This is a genomic window from Chryseomicrobium aureum, from assembly GCF_016909155.1.
GTDB lineage: Bacteria > Bacillota > Bacilli > Bacillales_A > Planococcaceae > Chryseomicrobium > Chryseomicrobium aureum.
Genome location: NZ_JAFBFG010000018.1, coordinates 1 through 17,197 on the forward strand (window position 1 = coordinate 1; position 17,197 = coordinate 17,197).

Annotated in this window: 16 protein-coding genes and 1 pseudogene; 3 read left to right on the forward strand and 14 right to left on the reverse strand. The window is 39.6% G+C overall.

What is annotated here, in order from left to right:
- Nucleotides 1-119 precede the first annotated feature (119 nt).
- Nucleotides 120-974 carry an MBL fold metallo-hydrolase gene (locus tag JOD03_RS11130; protein ID WP_204591234.1) on the reverse strand — a complete coding sequence of 285 codons (855 nt, stop codon included), beginning with the start codon at nt 972-974 and terminating at the stop codon, nt 120-122.
- A 131-nt stretch (nt 975-1,105) separates the two neighbouring features.
- Between JOD03_RS11130 and JOD03_RS11135 the strand changes: the two genes are divergently transcribed.
- A complete protein-coding gene (locus tag JOD03_RS11135) occupies nt 1,106-1,609 on the forward strand; it encodes a metal-dependent hydrolase (protein WP_204591135.1) in 504 nt (167 codons plus the stop codon).
- Between the two features lie 34 nt (nt 1,610-1,643).
- Here JOD03_RS11135 and JOD03_RS11140 read toward each other — a convergent pair whose 3' ends face one another.
- From JOD03_RS11140 to JOD03_RS11155, 4 genes are all read right to left on the reverse strand, one after another.
- On the reverse strand, nt 1,644-2,162 hold the full coding sequence (locus JOD03_RS11140) for a GNAT family N-acetyltransferase (protein WP_204591137.1): 519 nt from the start codon (nt 2,160-2,162) through the stop codon (nt 1,644-1,646).
- A 2-nt stretch (nt 2,163-2,164) separates the two neighbouring features.
- Nucleotides 2,165-2,761 carry an ankyrin repeat domain-containing protein gene (locus tag JOD03_RS11145; protein ID WP_204591139.1) on the reverse strand — a complete coding sequence of 199 codons (597 nt, stop codon included), beginning with the start codon at nt 2,759-2,761 and terminating at the stop codon, nt 2,165-2,167.
- A 36-nt stretch (nt 2,762-2,797) separates the two neighbouring features.
- Nucleotides 2,798-3,277, reverse strand: a complete 480-nt coding sequence (gene rlmH / locus JOD03_RS11150; protein WP_204591141.1) for a 23S rRNA (pseudouridine(1915)-N(3))-methyltransferase RlmH — start codon at nt 3,275-3,277, stop codon at nt 2,798-2,800.
- A gap of 87 nt (nt 3,278-3,364) precedes the next feature.
- Nucleotides 3,365-3,532 (reverse strand): CxxH/CxxC protein, encoded by a 168-nt coding sequence (locus JOD03_RS11155; RefSeq protein ID WP_204591143.1) that lies wholly within the window; start codon nt 3,530-3,532, stop codon nt 3,365-3,367.
- Between the two features lie 180 nt (nt 3,533-3,712).
- On the opposite strand from JOD03_RS11155, the pseudogene JOD03_RS11160 reads away from it, so the two are divergent.
- A pseudogene (locus JOD03_RS11160) lies at nt 3,713-5,283 on the forward strand (IS3 family transposase).
- A gap of 257 nt (nt 5,284-5,540) precedes the next feature.
- Here JOD03_RS11160 and JOD03_RS11165 read toward each other — a convergent pair.
- The 9 genes from JOD03_RS11165 to JOD03_RS11205 form a co-directional block, all read right to left on the reverse strand.
- A complete protein-coding gene (locus JOD03_RS11165) occupies nt 5,541-6,041 on the reverse strand; it encodes a hypothetical protein (protein ID WP_204591145.1) in 501 nt (166 codons plus the stop codon).
- 95 nt (nt 6,042-6,136) lie between these two features.
- Nucleotides 6,137-6,469 carry a PQQ-dependent sugar dehydrogenase family protein gene (locus tag JOD03_RS11170; protein WP_204591147.1) on the reverse strand — a complete coding sequence of 111 codons (333 nt, stop codon included), beginning with the start codon at nt 6,467-6,469 and terminating at the stop codon, nt 6,137-6,139.
- A gap of 459 nt (nt 6,470-6,928) precedes the next feature.
- Complete coding sequence (locus tag JOD03_RS11175; protein WP_204591149.1) at nt 6,929-7,804, reverse strand: DUF6671 family protein; 876 nt, start codon at nt 7,802-7,804, stop codon at nt 6,929-6,931.
- Between the two features lie 35 nt (nt 7,805-7,839).
- Entirely contained in the window at nt 7,840-8,406 is a 567-nt protein-coding gene (locus JOD03_RS11180; RefSeq protein WP_204591151.1) for a carbonic anhydrase, read from the reverse strand.
- A 33-nt stretch (nt 8,407-8,439) separates the two neighbouring features.
- Nucleotides 8,440-9,450 (reverse strand): sodium-dependent bicarbonate transport family permease, encoded by a 1,011-nt coding sequence (locus JOD03_RS11185; RefSeq protein WP_204591153.1) that lies wholly within the window; start codon nt 9,448-9,450, stop codon nt 8,440-8,442.
- Between the two features lie 140 nt (nt 9,451-9,590).
- Complete coding sequence (locus tag JOD03_RS11190; protein ID WP_204591155.1) at nt 9,591-9,953, reverse strand: Na-translocating system protein MpsC family protein; 363 nt, start codon at nt 9,951-9,953, stop codon at nt 9,591-9,593.
- Between the two features lie 801 nt (nt 9,954-10,754).
- Nucleotides 10,755-12,311 carry a Tn7-like element transposition protein TnsE gene (locus tag JOD03_RS11195; protein WP_204591157.1) on the reverse strand — a complete coding sequence of 519 codons (1,557 nt, stop codon included), beginning with the start codon at nt 12,309-12,311 and terminating at the stop codon, nt 10,755-10,757.
- On the reverse strand, nt 12,292-14,160 hold the full coding sequence (locus tag JOD03_RS11200) for a TnsD family Tn7-like transposition protein (RefSeq protein WP_204591159.1): 1,869 nt from the start codon (nt 14,158-14,160) through the stop codon (nt 12,292-12,294). Before JOD03_RS11200 ends, JOD03_RS11195 begins: the two co-directional genes overlap by 20 nt.
- A gap of 11 nt (nt 14,161-14,171) precedes the next feature.
- Nucleotides 14,172-15,479 carry an ATP-binding protein gene (locus JOD03_RS11205; RefSeq protein ID WP_204591236.1) on the reverse strand — a complete coding sequence of 436 codons (1,308 nt, stop codon included), beginning with the start codon at nt 15,477-15,479 and terminating at the stop codon, nt 14,172-14,174.
- A gap of 65 nt (nt 15,480-15,544) precedes the next feature.
- On the opposite strand from JOD03_RS11205, the gene JOD03_RS11210 reads away from it, so the two are divergent.
- Nucleotides 15,545-17,115 (forward strand): IS3 family transposase gene (locus JOD03_RS11210; RefSeq protein WP_204591161.1). Its coding sequence is split into 2 segments (ribosomal slippage): nt 15,545-16,208 and nt 16,208-17,115, totalling 1,572 coding nucleotides; the frame shifts between segments, so codons are not numbered across the junction.
- The last annotated feature ends 82 nt before the right edge of the window (nt 17,116-17,197 follow it).

The following is a 17,197-nucleotide window of genomic DNA, read 5'->3' on the forward strand; positions in this document are numbered from 1 at the left end:
CTTAAGAATATTTGTCTCCATAAAATCAAAATACCATGAACACTGGGCTCATGGCATCAAAAATTATATACTTTCTTATCTTTTAAAAAAACCACACCTACTCCTGGTGCGGTTCCTCTTTATTGTTTATATCCGTCCACAAAATAAGAGATTGTCTCGAGTTCATCTTCAGTGAGCTCTCTCTTCACGTCGGCTTTATAATGTTCCGTTATTTTCAGCTGATCACCTTGGCAACTCTTTGTATAGTTTGCAAGAGTTCGAAGCATCGCCACTTCCTGATTAAATTCCACTTTGGAAATCGGCTGTTGGTGCGAAGGAATGTACGTTTCCGCATCAAACGATTTCAATACGTCGAGCAGTCGCAAGGTTTCATCGACCGTGTAATGTACCTTTTCAGCATACATTCTTGGATAGATGCAGTCGCCGAGGAAAAGAATTTTCTCTTCCGGTATGTACACAACGACCGAGTCTTCCGCGTGGTCCCCTCCGACATGCTGCACGATACATGTCACACCACCAAGATAAATCTCTGCTTTTTTATCGATTGTACTGTCTGGCAACGTCACTTTGATATCTCGGTGATCCTTATATTCTTCTTTAATCGCTTTGGCACAAAACTCAATTTCCACGCCTTCTCGTACCCGTTCATCAATCGCTTCATCTGACCACGAGTATGGCAGTAACTTCTTCATCTCCGCAGCAGTCTGTTTCGAAGCAAGAGAAACTGTATCCCGTAGTGCGGAAAGGCCAAGGATATGGTCCCAGTGCCAATGCGTCAGTACAACTACATCTGGATTCGGTACATCCCTCTTGTTCAGCTCTTGGATAAAATAAGTCACATGCTCTTCCGAATTCCCTGCATCAATCAGGAGTGTCTTCTCAGTGCCCGTCACCATTCCAAGAATCGGACGGTCGGTTAAAGAAATAGCGGAAATGTACCAAAACCGCTCTCCTAGTTTATGTATTGAGTGGATAGCAATCGCCTCTTTTCATTTTCAAATCTTAAAAAGGAACATCAATGGTTCCTGAATATATAATTTGTTGGATTGTTTCGTGCTCAGATACCTCGTATTATAGATGAGCAGTATATATTAGGAGGTTTCTCATGCAATACAAGACCCATTTCGCTGGCGGGGCGCTCATTACACTCGCGGTCCTTCAACATACCGAGTATGTGTCGCCAGAGCAAGTGGTGCCATTTGCCGTCGCTACCCTGATCGGCTCGGTTGCGCCAGACATCGACCACAAGAATAGTTTCATCAGCAACCGCTTGAAACCTTTTGGCTTTTTAGTAAGACGCACGACCACCCATCGCGGAGCAACCCACTCCCCACTTATCATTGGATTGTTTAGCCTGCTTCTCTTTTCCGGGCTAGAAGTGACAGAATTCAGCTCTTACGCTTACCCAATCGCAATTGGCTTCTTTATCGGTGCACTTAGCCACGTACTGCTCGACATGCTGAACCCTCAAGGGGTGCCGCTTCTATTCCCTATACCGAAAGCGAAGCGATTCCGTATCGCCCATTTCCGAACGGGTGGCCTAGTTGAGAAGGTAGTCTTCGTGGCCCTCGTCATCGTCACAATTCAGTACATACTGAACACACTTTGAATTAGACATCCTCATTTATTGTGAGGGTGTTTTTTTATATGATTCCTAATGCAGGCTTCGATAATTGAAAAAATAATTCTCCGTCCTCATCATCAACCTGCTTAAACTGCAGTTTCCGTAGCAACTCAATGGAAGCACTATTTTCCTTCGCCACCCCAGCCATGATTTGATAGTCGCCTTGCTGCTGGATCCATTCAACCATTGTCTGGACTACTTCAGAAGCATAACCTTGCCTTTTAAAAGAGGGACTAACTGTGTAACCGATCCAGAAAATAGTATCTTCCTTCTTGATGAAGACATCTCCAATGAGCGTTTGATCCGCTTTCCTGACGATGGCAAATTGCGCCCCGCTCTCCAAGGTAGTTTCCTTTAATAGAATCTCTTTATATTCTTTCCGCGAATAACCTTTAAACGATTGATATTTCATCCATTCCACATTGTTGCGATAGTCAACAAAAGCATCCAAATCGCTTTCGGCAAAACGTCTGACATAACATCTTTCTGATTCGAAGATTGCTTGGCTAGTCGGTTCTATCTTAGTCACCTCGTTCATCACTAGGCTTCTAACAGTTGCACCATTTCTGTATAGCCTTTTTCCTTGGCATAATCCAGTGCAGTTTTTCCACGATTGTCACGTAGCTCTTTATTCGCATTATACTTGAGTAGTTCTTGAACAATTTCCTGATACAGCGCTGAACCATCCGTCAAAGCCACTGCTTCAATCAAAGCCGTATAGCCATAATTATTTTGATGATCGATATCTGCTTTCCCGTCCTGCAGAAGAACCTTCACATTCTCTAAATGACCTTTTTCCGCTGCCGGAATCAAAGCATTGCCACCATAGCGATTCACAACCGTATGATTCGGCTCAGCATGTACAATCATATACTTCAAAATCTCTGTTTTCCCTTGTGCCCCCGCATACAAATACGGGCTGTCCTGAATATGATCTTGCTGATTAATATCAGCGCCAGCATCAATTAGACGTTTTGCGACATCAATAAAGTTTTTGTGTGTAGCAATCAACAGAGGAGATTCTCCTTTGTCATTTGTTTCATTTATCGGATAGGACGAATCTTGTAAAATAGATTCTACTTTTCCTACATCATTGTTTTCAACTGCTTGAAGAAGTTCACCTGCTTGGAAATTCATCTGCTCTTCCTCCCTCAAAATGATTATTCGCTAGAGCTACTTATGATATGGCTCCCCCTTAATTATCCTGAAACTCCGATACACCTGCTCCAACAACACTAGCTTCATCAACTGATGCGGCAGTGTCATCTTCCCAAACGACAATTGCTCATTTGATCGCTTTAAGACATCGTCGTGCAGACCGAGGGAGCCGCCGATGACAAAGACGATTTTGCTAGTACCGTATGTCATGAGGGAATTGAGATGCGCAGCGAGTTCTTCAGAGCTGCGCGTCTTCCCGTTAATGGCAAGAGCGATGACATGTGAGTCTGGGTGAATTTTAGCTAAGATGCGTTCGCCTTCTTTGCGTTTGACGATTTCCATATCCGCGTCACTTAAATTTTCCGGAGCTTTTTCATCTGGCACTTCGATCTGTTCGATTTTTGCATAAGCGCCGAGACGTTTTGCGTATTCTTCGATGCCCATTTTTAAATACTTTTCTTTTAACTTTCCAACCGTCACAATTGTGATATTCACAGGTTATCCACCTTTACAGTTCATTTACAAACACATTGTCCACATTAGTTATCCACATATCCACATAGGTTATCTACATATTGTGTCTTATTTTTTTCCAGCTACGATATATATAGCTGCCTGTTTACAATGTTCACAGCGTGTGGATAAGTTTTCTGGATTCTCGAGCTTTTCAAGAATCGGAAATTCTCCTGTCGACGCCGTTACCTCGTCAAGTACTTGATTTACATGGGTTTCGCATGCGTATTTCTCCATTATTCGACCTCCTCTGACAATTAGGATTATGCACAAAGTTATTCACAATTCGTACTAGTTTATCCACACCCTATTGTAACAAATAAAAAAGAAGCAGGAAAGACGCCACTTTGATATGCTCCCTTCACAGTAGACAGAGAAATAATAAAAATTCTCAACTACTGTGAAGGGGGCATTTTTGTGTCTAAAAGAACCACAGACCATACATTAGACGAACGATTGAGATTAGTGATAAGCGTCTTGGATGAGAAGAAGCCGATAAGAGCGATAGCTAAAGAATTCAGTGTTGGTCAATCGACTCTCCGAGATTGGGTCCGTAAATATCGATCAGATGGGATCGATGGATTGAAAGAATCAAATACCTGGAGACGGTACTCACAAGAGCTGAAACTAGAGGCAGTCAATTATTATCTGACGGGTAAAGGGAGCCTCAATGAGACCTGCGCCAGATTCAACATATCTACATCGTCTGTTTTAGAGAAATGGATAAAGCGTTACACTAGTGGGAAAGACTTAAAATCCACTAGTAAAGGGTGTAAAGATATGAGTAAAGGACGGAACACGACACTTGAGGAACGGATAGAGGTCGTCCAGTATGCGATAGCCAACGACCTCGACTATCACGGGGCTGCGAAGAAATATCGGGTCTCGTACCAACAGGTGTATGGATGGGTACGGAAATAACAGGCTGACGGAGAGTCAGCCCTACAAGACCGACGTGGGAAGCCGTTGGCATCCAAGCAGAACCTGACAGAAGTGGAGAAGCTGGAGCTACGTGTCAAAGAACTGAGTCATCGCAACCAATACTTAGAGACGGAGAATGGTCTCCTAAAAAAGCTGAAGGAAATCGAAAGGAGGTCCAGAATGCGAGAGTAGGAATCCATCTCCATAGGTTCCAGGCGATCCACGACTACCATGAGGAGACAAAGGCACCGATCCAGCTACTCTGTCAGATACTTGAAGTATCACGGTCCGGCTATTACAAATGGTTGAACCATACACCGACGGACGAACAAAAAGAAAATGAATGGCTCCTTGGCGAGATCAAGAAGATGTTCCAAAAGTACAAGGGAATCCTCGGTTATCGACGAATCACGATGTTCATCAACCGTCAGTTCAAGAAGCGCTACAATCGCAAACGGATTCGTCGCCTAATGATTCGACTAAGCCTAAAATCTTTTATTCGTCGATCGAACGGCTACTGTACGAAGACGAGCTATGTCAACATCGAAGACAACATCTTGAACCGAGACTTTACAGCGGAGCAGCCCAATCAGAAATGGGTGACGGACATCACGCACCTGCATTACGGTCTTGGGAACAAGGCTTATTTGAGTGTCATCAAAGACCTGTACGACGGGTCTGTCGTGGCCTATAAAATCGGTCGCTTCAACAACAATCCATTGGTGATGGAGACGCTGAGGGCAGCCTTGGATGCGAACCCAGACGCGACGCCTCTACTTCATAGTGACCGAGGGTCACAGTATACATCGAAAGAATATCGACACATCACGACCCAGGCAGGGATCACGCGCAGTATGTCCCGTGTCGGAAAGTGTATCGACAATGCGCCAATGGAGAGCTTCTTTGGTCATTTCAAATGCGAGAGCTATGAATTGAAAAAGTACAAGAGTTATGAAGACCTAGTCGAGGATATTGATCGCTATATGCGATTTTATAACGAGGAACGCTATCAACAGAAATTAAACAACCTGGCACCGATAGAGTATCGATACCAGGTCGTAGCTTAGGTCAAACCTTTTTAATTTTTTACTGTCTACTTGACAGGGAGCAGTTCAAATTCTGTTGCGCTACCTCCTGCCCGGAAGACTAAAAAGGGAAGACAGGTAATATATATAGCCAGCCCAAACATCGAGATGCTCTGCCCGGTCCAAAGCAAAGAGAAAGAACGATTGTGTAATACTTTCATTATGTTAGGTAGTTTAAGATTCATAAATTACTCCCTATAATCTAAAGGATGAGAGTATATATACTCTCATCCTTCGAATCATTTATTCTTGAAATCCTGTAAATTTCCATATAGATCCGGTTGGAGCTGAACAAACATCATACTGTTACCATCAGGACTGAAACGTACGCAGGTAGGCATATTTAAACCTTGAATTATAGGGGCAGAAAACCTGTAATCTTTGCTTTCAAAAGGATTAATTTCTAATATTGTTCCTTTATGTGGCTGAGTTACGTATAACATTTTGTTTACAGGATTTTGAATCATCCCACCCTTCCAATCCAATCCAGAAGCAATTAAGTTTCCTTTTTTCACTAAGTCCATGTAATCAGTTTCGGTTTCAGGATCCTTAACAATCTGACCAAGTGCAGAGCTGCTTGACACATTGAACTCTTGACCATCTTCAGTAAAAATCTTTGTTTTCCATCCGGCACATCCACTGTACATGCTCCATTCGTATTCAAAATTATCAGGGAATGATTCTAGCGGTAAAATTCCTTCTAGCCCTGGCATAGGCACAGCAGGAATATTTTTAATCAATACTTCTTTAGAACCGGTTTCAGGATTTATTTTTAAAACTCTATTTGTTGTTATGCTGTCTCTTTCTACAACTTCTAAATAGTCACCTAAGTACGTTAAACTAAATGCCTTTGTAATCCGTCTAAAAAAGGAAAGTTTTCAGTACTATCCCCCCCTAAACTTACATCTATAATTCTATTAGCCCAAGTCTCGCATACATATATTCTCCCATCTTGTAAAGGGACTATACTTGAAGGTCCTTTTAAACCAGAAGCAAAAGGGGCAACGTCTAAGTAATTTCCAGGTTTCGTTATGTCTTTAATGCTTCCAGCAGTTGTCTCAGAAACTAATAATCTTCCATCAGGTGTCCATTCCATGTGTGAAGGGGTCATTAGGTTTGAAGCATGGAGTTCAACTTTCAAATTAAGTTTTGTTAAAGTCGTCTGCATTACTGAAACCTCCCTGATATTTATTATTGCACAAAGCAACACTCTTATATTATCACAATAGTCAGATATTTTAAACCCATAAATTTGTAAAAATGGTTTTTTATAAAAACTTCTCATCTGTTATATCTTTTCAAAAACTATAGTATTAGGATATTGTTTGAGAAAAATTCTATAAAAGAAGAAGACCCTTTGCTAAAATACTGCATAAGCCTTATTCCATAAACGGGCCATTACCAGAGCAACTCTATTGTCAATTCACATTTCCTTAATCCACCTTTTAATTCATATGTTCTTTTACTTTCTATGTAAATAAGCCCCTTTAGATAACCAATCCAAAGGGGTAAAACAGTGTAACTTTTTTATTATTCCCAGTTACCTCCACAAAGACTCCTAAAGCCTATTTCACCCATTTAACCCGTTCCTCTACAAGAATTCTATTTATTAAAAAAACTCTAATGATTAAGGATTACACCAATCACAATAAGCAGGTGAAGAGGTTTTAACACCATCCTGGCGCGGAAGAGTTTCCCTAAAATCACAGATTGGACAACCATATACTTCGTTTGATATTTGTTTTGACTTTAACCCGCAACCTGCACAGGGCAATCCTTTAACATAATCAACAATCCCCCATCCGGGGCATGAACACTTCGGGCACAACGTTGCTAACCGTCGAACCATTTTTTCTGCAAGTTCAGTGATAACCTTCATTCTAGTGGGGTTCATATGTGCCCTCATGTCAGTTTGAATAAGTGCCTGACCGTCAGTGGAAGCAGAAGCGCAACGTTTAATGGCTTCCTTTACGTCATCTATTTGGTTTAATCCTTTGAAGGTTAATCCAGGTAAAAACTCGGAATTCGGACTTACAATAAGTGCATGTGCAGGAAAATCCGATTTCAATAAAAAATCATCCATATCATTCCATGTTGAAACTGTTTTTGAAGCATAATTGGTCTTAGTACTTAACGTATGTTCTACAATCTCAATTCCACGTTCATTGTCAATCCATATAAGAATTTCATGATCCTGGGCGATAAAAGGAAAATTATCATAAGGTCCAAAACTTCCTTCATTCGCAATACCATACGGTAGTCCAAGATGGTCCATTCCCATTTGTACTTTTTTTCGCAGCGTCTCTAATGGTGTCCCCTTACGCTCTATTTCACCAGTAAAAGTCCCCAAACCATCGGTATTTAACCCTTCAGGAGTAACAATTGAAAGCTGTAACAGATTATGAAAGGGAGGACCAATAGCCAGCTCTTTTCCGTGCATAGTCGCTAAAACTGCTTTACGACCAGAATATGGATGATCTGCGTAATGTTGTTTTTTGATCATAGTTTTTCAACCCCAACCATATTTAAATATACTTGTTATTGATGATCCACAACTCGCGTAGACACACCATTAACAGTATCTATCAATAGGCCATATACTCTAATTTCCGAGGGCATCAAAGGATGCCGACGAATCAAGTTTACAGACTGTTTAATACCATCTGTGACTGTTTTGCTTCCCTCTATCCATTGAGCCATATCGTTTGCTGTAAATCCAGGGAAACAATGTTTAAAAAGATATTCTACGGTTTGAATCTTAACCGCTGGAATTTTTGTTTGTATGACTTTGGAAATTAAATTACTAGGGTCCGAAATAGATTCATTTCTATCTGCTGACCCTATAACGAAAATTTCCTCTACATTTTCTTGATAAACTGCTATAATTATGTTACGCATGAGACTATCGTATGGTTCTGAGATAACCGGGCCATAGCTTTTTAATACCATTATTTGTTCCGGGAGAAAATGAGACGCAGAATTTAACCATTGTTCCAATGGTTCCTCCATCCCAACTATACATAATACTTTTTTCCTATTGTCTGGGTTAGTTGAAATAGGTTCATTTTCGATTTGTTGATTATTAAATATTTTATCCGCAAACATGATCAACACTTCCTTTCTTTATTAATGATAGAATTATTGAAGCCATTGTGCTATTGAATAATAAAGCGGTATTCCGAAAATCAAATTAAAGGGAAAAGTAATCCCTATAGACAACCCTAGATAAATGGATGGGTTAGCCTCAGGAACTGAGGTTCTTAATGCGGCAGGAGCAGCAATGTACGAAGCACTTCCAGCTAGCACCCCCATCAATGTAGTACCTCCTAGCGAAAGACCAATGTAATTCCCGACAAAAATCCCCAAAATGCCGGATAATACAGGCATAAAGATTGCAAAGAGCAGGATTTTCCATCCATGTTTTTTCACTTCAGGAAGCCTTTGACCAGCGATCACACCCATATTGAGTAAGAAGATCATCAAAACACTTGGATAAAGGTCTATAAACAATGGCTTAACAGCAGGAAGAGCACCCTCACCCGCAATCCATCCGATCACAAGACTTCCCAGCAAAAGCAACACACTTTTTCCAAACAGGCTTTCTTTAATCACTTTTGTATTAATTAAACCACTGACCATTGGCTTGCCTGCAGTGAATCTGATATTTTGTGACAAAGAATGCCCTTGATTTTCTTCATTCAGTTTCAACAAAAGCAAGGAAACAAAAATAGCTGGACTTTCCAGTAGAACAACTAAGACATTCATAAAACCTTCATACTTTGTTCCAAATTCACTAAGAAACGAAATAGCAGCTCCGTAGGTAACAATACTCACCGACCCGTATGTCGCAGCCAGGCCGATGGCATTCTTAAAATCCATTTTCATGAAACGGAGGATAAATAACACGATTATAGGTATAAAAGTACCTAAAAACAGGGTTCCGAGGATAGGTTTTATAACAGTGCTCAATGAATAATGGGAAAGTTCGATTCCACCTTTGATTCCTATCGCTATCAGAAGATATATGCTTAACGTTTCACTTAGCGCCGTTGGAAATTTTAAATCTGATTTCACCATTGCTGCGAGTATTCCAAGTGCAAAAAACAACACAACTGGAGATAGTAAATTTTGAATAATAATATCAGTCACTCTTTAGTCCTCCGATTCTACTACCAGTGTTGACCGACGATATATAATCCCTTTAGCATGTAAAATAGCTGGTTTATCTTCAACTTACCCATTCTATATTCTTAAAAGGGTCTTTTAAAGATCTCCCAAGTTTGATTTTATTAAGACTTTAGTTTTTCCTCTAAATTACACGATAATTTAAAGACCATAATTCGTTCACCGGTTCTTGTGCTAATATCAGTGTGAAATATCATTACTTCTTCACCGGTTTTATCTCGAATGATTTCATCTAATTTGTCTCGACCTGATTCCACCAAGTGAGAACGAATTTGTTTGATCGACAACAATCCTTCCGTTGTTTCAGAGAGCTTATATTCAGCGGGTGTTAAGACTCCTTTCAAAACCACAATTACCATGTCGCGGAGAATATCGGTCTTGACCGTAACGGATCCGCGACCTAGAAAATCCTTCTCCCATTGCGATAATGCTTTGCTGATTTCTGCTTCTATTTGACCTTTTGTCATATTGCCCCCCCTAACAAAAAAATCGGTATGAGATATCACCAAATATAGTGATATCTCATACCGATTTATTTCAAACTAACTACAAAAGTCTTTAATTATATTTTCACAAGGACAATGACACATTACCCAAGTGCTAATACATTTTCCCTTTGTAGTTATATTGATAATCTATCGTAGCTTTTTATTGTAAATTTATTCTACCTTTAAGCAGTTCGGTTGTCAAACTCAAAATATATCTATATGTTTCTTTATCAGTTGGCAATCTCCTATTTGAGATATGCTAAGCGTTTGGATTCAAAGGGCCAAATTTACTCTACACCCCTCACTCCATCATTGGATGGGACATAGTTTCCCTATGTTCAAACTTTAGACCAGTACTAGTACTTTCGGAAGTTCATCAGTTCCTACCCCTGGGAACTATTCTAACCTTGTCTAGTTTATTAACCGTGCGGCATATTCGTTGGTATACCTTTTAGCCAATATTTTTAGCTGGTGTAGTTCCAAATTTTTTTCTGCACACTATTTAGCTTGGGTCTGACTGACCACTTGCCCTAAAAAGAGCAATCGGCTGTTCAAATTCCTTCCTTATCACAGTGTTTTGGACATTAAAAGACATCCTCTAGTAAATATTCCTTGAGGAGGTTATCGTATAAAAAAGAACCGGCCGGGTTTTGTCCGGTTTTACTTATTACATTTTTCTTAGATATACAACTCGAATTTAAAATGACTATAAATATTTGTAACATTAGCAAGGTTTATATAACTTTTTCTTTGATTAACTAGCCCGATTGCGGAAGAACACTAATGTTTTAAAAGTGTGTTCTTTAAAATTAACTTATTTAACAATATATTACTCCTATGACGAATACCTTTAGAACTATGCTTCGCCTTCATCACAATAACACCTCGATTTTCAATGATTTTCAATGTTTGACTCGTCCATGCGCCATTGCTATTAACAAGATTTACAAGTAAACAATGATAAATAGCATTCCAGTTATGAGTATTAGGCGATGATAAAATCAACATCGACAACGAACGATTCTCACGCTCTACTTCTATAATATTAAATTGCTTTCCATTTGTCATATGTACTTTAGCAATCACATATCGTCTTTTCGTAACACCATCACTTAACTTTGTAAATTTACGTTCTCCCAAGCCTTCCGGTAGCACATCGGTAAATGCTCTAATTTCCACTACATTTGGATGCTGTTCCATTACTTTCAACACATTAATAAAATCATTTAGCTCACCTTGAGCCTGGATTTCGTGCAACATTTGATGCTCTAGCCCTCTTGCTAGATGTTGACCTCCACTATCTGCTGTAGATCGCATTGAATCATTATTGCCATAGTATTTCTTAGTATTTTCATCTTCTTTCGTTCGCTGCTTTGAGGAACTACTTTTAATTCGTTTGATTTTAGGTACCAATGTATATTCATGTTTCAACTGATTCATTTGTACAAGATCAAAGTCTTCCGTGGAGCCATCGACTTGTTCATCTAATGTAAGGCCCTCTTCATCGTCCATTTTATTTACGGCGCGATAAGTATATTTCTTCGCCTCATTCGATTTCACTTGATCTTGTATTTCTGGATGTGAAATTGAGATATGTTTGTATGGAATATATTTATTTTTCACATTTACGATTTGTAGAACTGTCCACGAATTATTATTCTCTTTTACACGAACCGTTATGGTAATCGATTGTGTAAGGCCCCATTCAAATATCAAAGCCTTTTCCTGCAACCAAGTAAAGGCTATATTTTCATAGACTTGCCGTAAATCACGATTCGTTAGTAACCAAACCAATTGATAAATAAAACCTGTTTTGGTGTATTTCAGTTCATAAGATGATGAAAAGCTAAGATGAATTTTATTAGGTTCGTATGTTTCAGTGAAGAATTGAGGAAATGAATTCGATTCAAACAAGCGATATAAAAGAAAGCCGTTCGGAGCTAAAATGCTACGCAACACTTCAATGACTGGTAAAATGACATTCTTGCCATCAAAAGAGAACACGAAACTACGGGAAGTTGCAGAATCACTGCTTCCTTGAATAGACCAAGGGCGTTTGTGATATTTAACACTATTAGGATAAATAGTCATATCGATTTCTTGTACACCTTTAGGAACTTGACTAGCCGTAATGATGCCATCAGTATAATAATGTTGGATTGCTAGGCATGGTAATGTACCCCAATCCATTAAAATACCTTCTGTACGACCTTGTGAGCGAAAATAAGCTTTAATCATCATTTTATGATCACATCGGAATGGCTCACCAATCCATATCAGTTGTGCTTTTTCACCTTTTGCAAAAGGCCAAGCAATTTTAACCTGTTGTTTGCTCATAACTTTTCACTTCCTGTTTTGTTCGTAAATATTCTTCCAAATACGGTTTTATTTCATGAAAATGATGTGACTTAACAGCACCAATACGCTGTACCTTCCATAAAACAACTGGTTCTTGCCCCTGTAACATTCGATCAATAATTTTACAAAAACGTCTGATATGGAATTGCTGAGTAGATTCTGTAATTTCAGATAGGAGCTTTTTAGTCTGGGGTAGCTTATCAAGGTGTTTCTCCAAGTTAGATAATATTCCAAGTCGTTTTCCAACAATCGAGATTGTAATCCGAATAGGTTTATCTAGTACGATTAGTTCTTTATAAAGTTTTTTTACTTCAGAGCAGTATTCCCGATCACGTGAGGCCCAATCGACAATTGCTTGATTATTCTTCTTCTCATGAATTTTAGGCAACTGTTCAAACAGCCACTCTTTATCGTGACGATACAAGTAGATATATTCTTTTGGGAAACACTGACGAATTTGAGTTCTTAAATAACTTGGGTATTGCTGCATTCCTTTTAATAATTGTTTTCGATTAGTCAGCAACATCGAAGGGATATCGTTTTCTGATAATCCTTCTATTTTTATCTCTGAAGAAAGATATTTTTTAACCGTTTTCGAATTTACACCAAGCATTTTAGCTAATGTTCTTGTACTGGACGTTCCTTTGGCTTCCAATTCATGTAATTTAGCCTTCCAGACGTCTCCAAATGCTTTTACACGTCCAATACGATATTTATCTTTAGATAATCTATCAGGGCCTTTTCTAGCGTAAATAAAGCCACAAGAGCATTCAAACGTACCAATGGGTGCTTTTGATTTAAAATCCCTCGTAACATTTACTTCAGGAATTACAAATGCCTTATAATGATTAGCTGCTTTATTTAAACAAGGCCATGGACCACTACCGAAAGGACCTATATCAGCTTCACCTTGTAAAAAGGAATCTACATCTTGTTCTAAGAAATAAAGCATAAGCAAATGACGGAAAGGATGCGCATGACGTTTTAGATTGCGTGTAATGACCTTCGGCCAATTGTACTCATTATCAACATCGATTGCTGATTCATACTTAACTAAAAATCCTTTTGGAAACTTTGATTGAAATGCTTTGTATAGCTCCTTTTGCCGAATTCGATTAGAGGTTGTTATTAAATTACGCTCTCGTAAAAGAGCCCGATATTTAAGATTAATAGATCCCCTTGAAAATTGATGTATTGGAACTTGTAGCAGTTGATAAGCCATCTTTGCTAAAGCAATTTGAATGGCTACAAACTCTTTTGGTTCAACTTCTTGAATCTTTGATAAGTTCATTAGCTTTTTATCGAATCGAATAAACTCTATTCGACTCTGCTTTGAAAAATCGACAGGATACTTCTTTAATTTCAATTCATGATGCGCACAGAAATCAATCCCTTGTAGTTGATGCTCACGATGAATATAGGGTCCTCCATGTTGCTCAATATCACTAGCTGCACATTCCGGACAATAATAGAGTCCGTCCTTTTTACAAATACCTCCTGCGACCATTCCAAGTCTTGTATAAAGTCCTTTTCCATCACCTTGAACATCCTGCATAATTTGTCGTTGCTTCTCCTGTGATAGAAAAGGAGCATAGAAAGGATAAATTGTATGCTTGGCTAATAAACTTTCTAACGAATAATGCGTGCCCATCTGTTTAGCGAGAGAATTAAAATGGCTACCAATCTCAACACTCGGAATCACTGAACGACTTTGAAATACTTCTTCTAACGTATCTTTGCAATCAATATTCCCACTGTAAAAGTGATAACGTGCGACCGCCGAATATATCAATTCATCTGGATATGGATCAGTAAAGAATGGCAGCATCTGGTTTCCTCCTAGTAGAATTCCTCCAAAGGATTTTTAATGTATCCATTTGCTTTTAATAATTCATAGGGGTGTTGCTTTTTGTCTAATGCTTGCTTTCTTAGCTTTAGCATTGGTAGAATCTCTGCATTTTTTGCTTTTGCCTTTGCTTTTTGATCTTTCTTTTGTTGATTTAATGCAATCGCCTGCTGAATCACGTCTGATTTAAGTTGATGAAATTTAGTATCAAGTGGATTTTCCTCAACTATTTTTTGTGAGAGCTTTTTAATATCGTTTTCCTTCAAACTATCAAAAATACCAAGAGCTTCCACTTCAACACTTAAGTTCCTAATCATGTCTTGACGTTTATACTCGATTGTATTTTGGCGCTCTTTAAATGCTTCTTGAATACGTCCTGTCATTTCAGTATTTCGCTTGTGATTCAGCATGACTTCATCCAAGTTAATCATAATATCTTCATATTTCATCATATCGGCAAAATTGTTCGTCCGAATAGCTGTCATCATTGGTTGAATCGTTTGCATATCTTCCCTAGCAGTCTTTTTTAATACTTGTGGTGTAATGATTTCTGCCGGGTTGTCCTCATCAAATAATACTCGTTCTTGCGCTAGAATAAATAGGTTCACGGCAACAGCAGTAATCCCTTGGCATTCATTATAAAATGCCTTCTTTGTCTCCTCTGTAAGCTCAGAATGGGTTTTTAAACACTGTAATTCCCAAAGTGTCTCTAGGAAAAACTCCCACTCTTCACTATTTTCGTCCATACGATCCCAAATAATAGCTCCATCACTTGCTGCCCGTCTTGCCTGTCTAAAGTTTCCTTTGAATAATTTTTGTGCTTTAGAAGTGCCGATTAAAACCGTAGGAATGCCAACTGTATTAGACAGTGTTACAAAAAAATTCAACATTTCTTCCTGTTCATTTTTGGAATATAGTAAGTGCTGGATTTCATCAATTACTAGAATACCGATGCCGTACATACTTGCTAACGATGTCATGTGCAATAACATTGTCGATGTCACACGGTTCAAATAGCCGTACTTTTCTAAATATCGAGTGCCTAGTAAATCATCAATTGCTTTGAAAAAGCTTTTGCAAAGTGTAGATAAACTTCCATCATACGGGCAGTCAATTTTAAGCCAAACAATTTGAGTTCGATTAAACGGTTGTCCTTTGTATTCTTCATGCTTGATCACTTGTGGATACATAAGCAAAAGACGTTCAATTGCTGTTGTTTTACCAATTCCAGAAATACCGATAATGGATAAGCTATCGGCAGTTGAACGAATATAATTTAGTCGTTCATCTATATATTTGATATGCTCCCTTCACAGTAGACAGAGAAATAATAAAAATTCTCAACTACTGTGAAGGGGGCATTTTTGTGTCTAAAAGAACCACAGACCATACATTAGACGAACGATTGAGATTAGTGATAAGCGTCTTGGATGAGAAGAAGCCGATAAGAGCGATAGCTAAAGAATTCAGTGTTGGTCAATCGACTCTCCGAGATTGGGTCCGTAAATATCGATCAGATGGGATCGATGGATTGAAAGAATCAAATACCTGGAGACGGTACTCACAAGAGCTGAAACTAGAGGCAGTCAATTATTATCTGACGGGTAAAGGGAGCCTCAATGAGACCTGCGCCAGATTCAACATATCTACATCGTCTGTTTTAGAGAAATGGATAAAGCGTTACACTAGTGGGAAAGACTTAAAATCCACTAGTAAAGGGTGTAAAGATATGAGTAAAGGACGGAACACGACACTTGAGGAACGGATAGAGGTCGTCCAGTATGCGATAGCCAACGACCTCGACTATCACGGGGCTGCGAAGAAATATCGGGTCTCGTACCAACAGGTGTATGGATGGGTACGGAAATATCAGGCTGACGGAGAGTCAGCCCTACAAGACCGACGTGGGAAGCCGTTGGCATCCAAGCAGAACCTGACAGAAGTGGAGAAGCTGGAGCTACGTGTCAAAGAACTGAGTCATCGCAACCAATACTTAGAGACGGAGAATGGTCTCCTAAAAAAGCTGAAGGAAATCGAAAGGAGGTCCAGAATGCGAGAGTAGGAATCCATCTCCATAGGTTCCAGGCGATCCACGACTACCATGAGGAGACAAAGGCACCGATCCAGCTACTCTGTCAGATACTTGAAGTATCACGGTCCGGCTATTACAAATGGTTGAACCATACACCGACGGACGAACAAAAAGAAAATGAATGGCTCCTTGGCGAGATCAAGAAGATGTTCCAAAAGTACAAGGGAATCCTCGGTTATCGACGAATCACGATGTTCATCAACCGTCAGTTCAAGAAGCGCTACAATCGCAAACGGATTCGTCGCCTAATGATTCGACTAAGCCTAAAATCTTTTATTCGTCGATCGAACGGCTACTGTACGAAGACGAGCTATGTCAACATCGAAGACAACATCTTGAACCGAGACTTTACAGCGGAGCAGCCCAATCAGAAATGGGTGACGGACATCACGCACCTGCATTACGGTCTTGGGAACAAGGCTTATTTGAGTGTCATCAAAGACCTGTACGACGGGTCTGTCGTGGCCTATAAAATCGGTCGCTTCAACAACAATCCATTGGTGATGGAGACGCTGAGGGCAGCCTTGGATGCGAACCCAGACGCGACGCCTCTACTTCATAGTGACCGAGGGTCACAGTATACATCGAAAGAATATCGACACATCACGACCCAGGCAGGGATCACGCGCAGTATGTCCCGTGTCGGAAAGTGTATCGACAATGCGCCAATGGAGAGCTTCTTTGGTCATTTCAAATGCGAGAGCTATGAATTGAAAAAGTACAAGAGTTATGAAGACCTAGTCGAGGATATTGATCGCTATATGCGATTTTATAACGAGGAACGCTATCAACAGAAATTAAACAACCTGGCACCGATAGAGTATCGATACCAGGTCGTAGCTTAGGTCAAACCTTTTTAATTTTTTACTGTCTACTTGACAGGGAGCAGTTCACTTCGTCCTCCTGCTCCCTGTGTAAATCTTTTGT

Coding starts and splice junctions, on each gene's coding strand:
- JOD03_RS11145 (WP_204591139.1), bottom strand. CDS start 2,761: ATGAATTTCCAAGCAGGTGAACTTCTTCAAGCAGTTGAAAACAATGAT.
- JOD03_RS11170 (WP_204591147.1), bottom strand. CDS start 6,469: ATGCAGACGACTTTAACAAAACTTAATTTGAAAGTTGAACTCCATGCT.
- JOD03_RS11200 (WP_204591159.1), bottom strand. CDS start 14,160: ATGCTGCCATTCTTTACTGATCCATATCCAGATGAATTGATATATTCG.
- JOD03_RS11155 (WP_204591143.1), bottom strand. CDS start 3,532: ATGGAGAAATACGCATGCGAAACCCATGTAAATCAAGTACTTGACGAG.
- JOD03_RS11180 (WP_204591151.1), bottom strand. CDS start 8,406: ATGTTTGCGGATAAAATATTTAATAATCAACAAATCGAAAATGAACCT.
- JOD03_RS11190 (WP_204591155.1), bottom strand. CDS start 9,953: ATGACAAAAGGTCAAATAGAAGCAGAAATCAGCAAAGCATTATCGCAA.
- JOD03_RS11135 (WP_204591135.1), top strand. CDS start 1,106: ATGCAATACAAGACCCATTTCGCTGGCGGGGCGCTCATTACACTCGCG.
- JOD03_RS11195 (WP_204591157.1), bottom strand. CDS start 12,311: ATGAGCAAACAACAGGTTAAAATTGCTTGGCCTTTTGCAAAAGGTGAA.
- JOD03_RS11175 (WP_204591149.1), bottom strand. CDS start 7,804: ATGATCAAAAAACAACATTACGCAGATCATCCATATTCTGGTCGTAAA.
- JOD03_RS11140 (WP_204591137.1), bottom strand. CDS start 2,162: ATGAACGAGGTGACTAAGATAGAACCGACTAGCCAAGCAATCTTCGAA.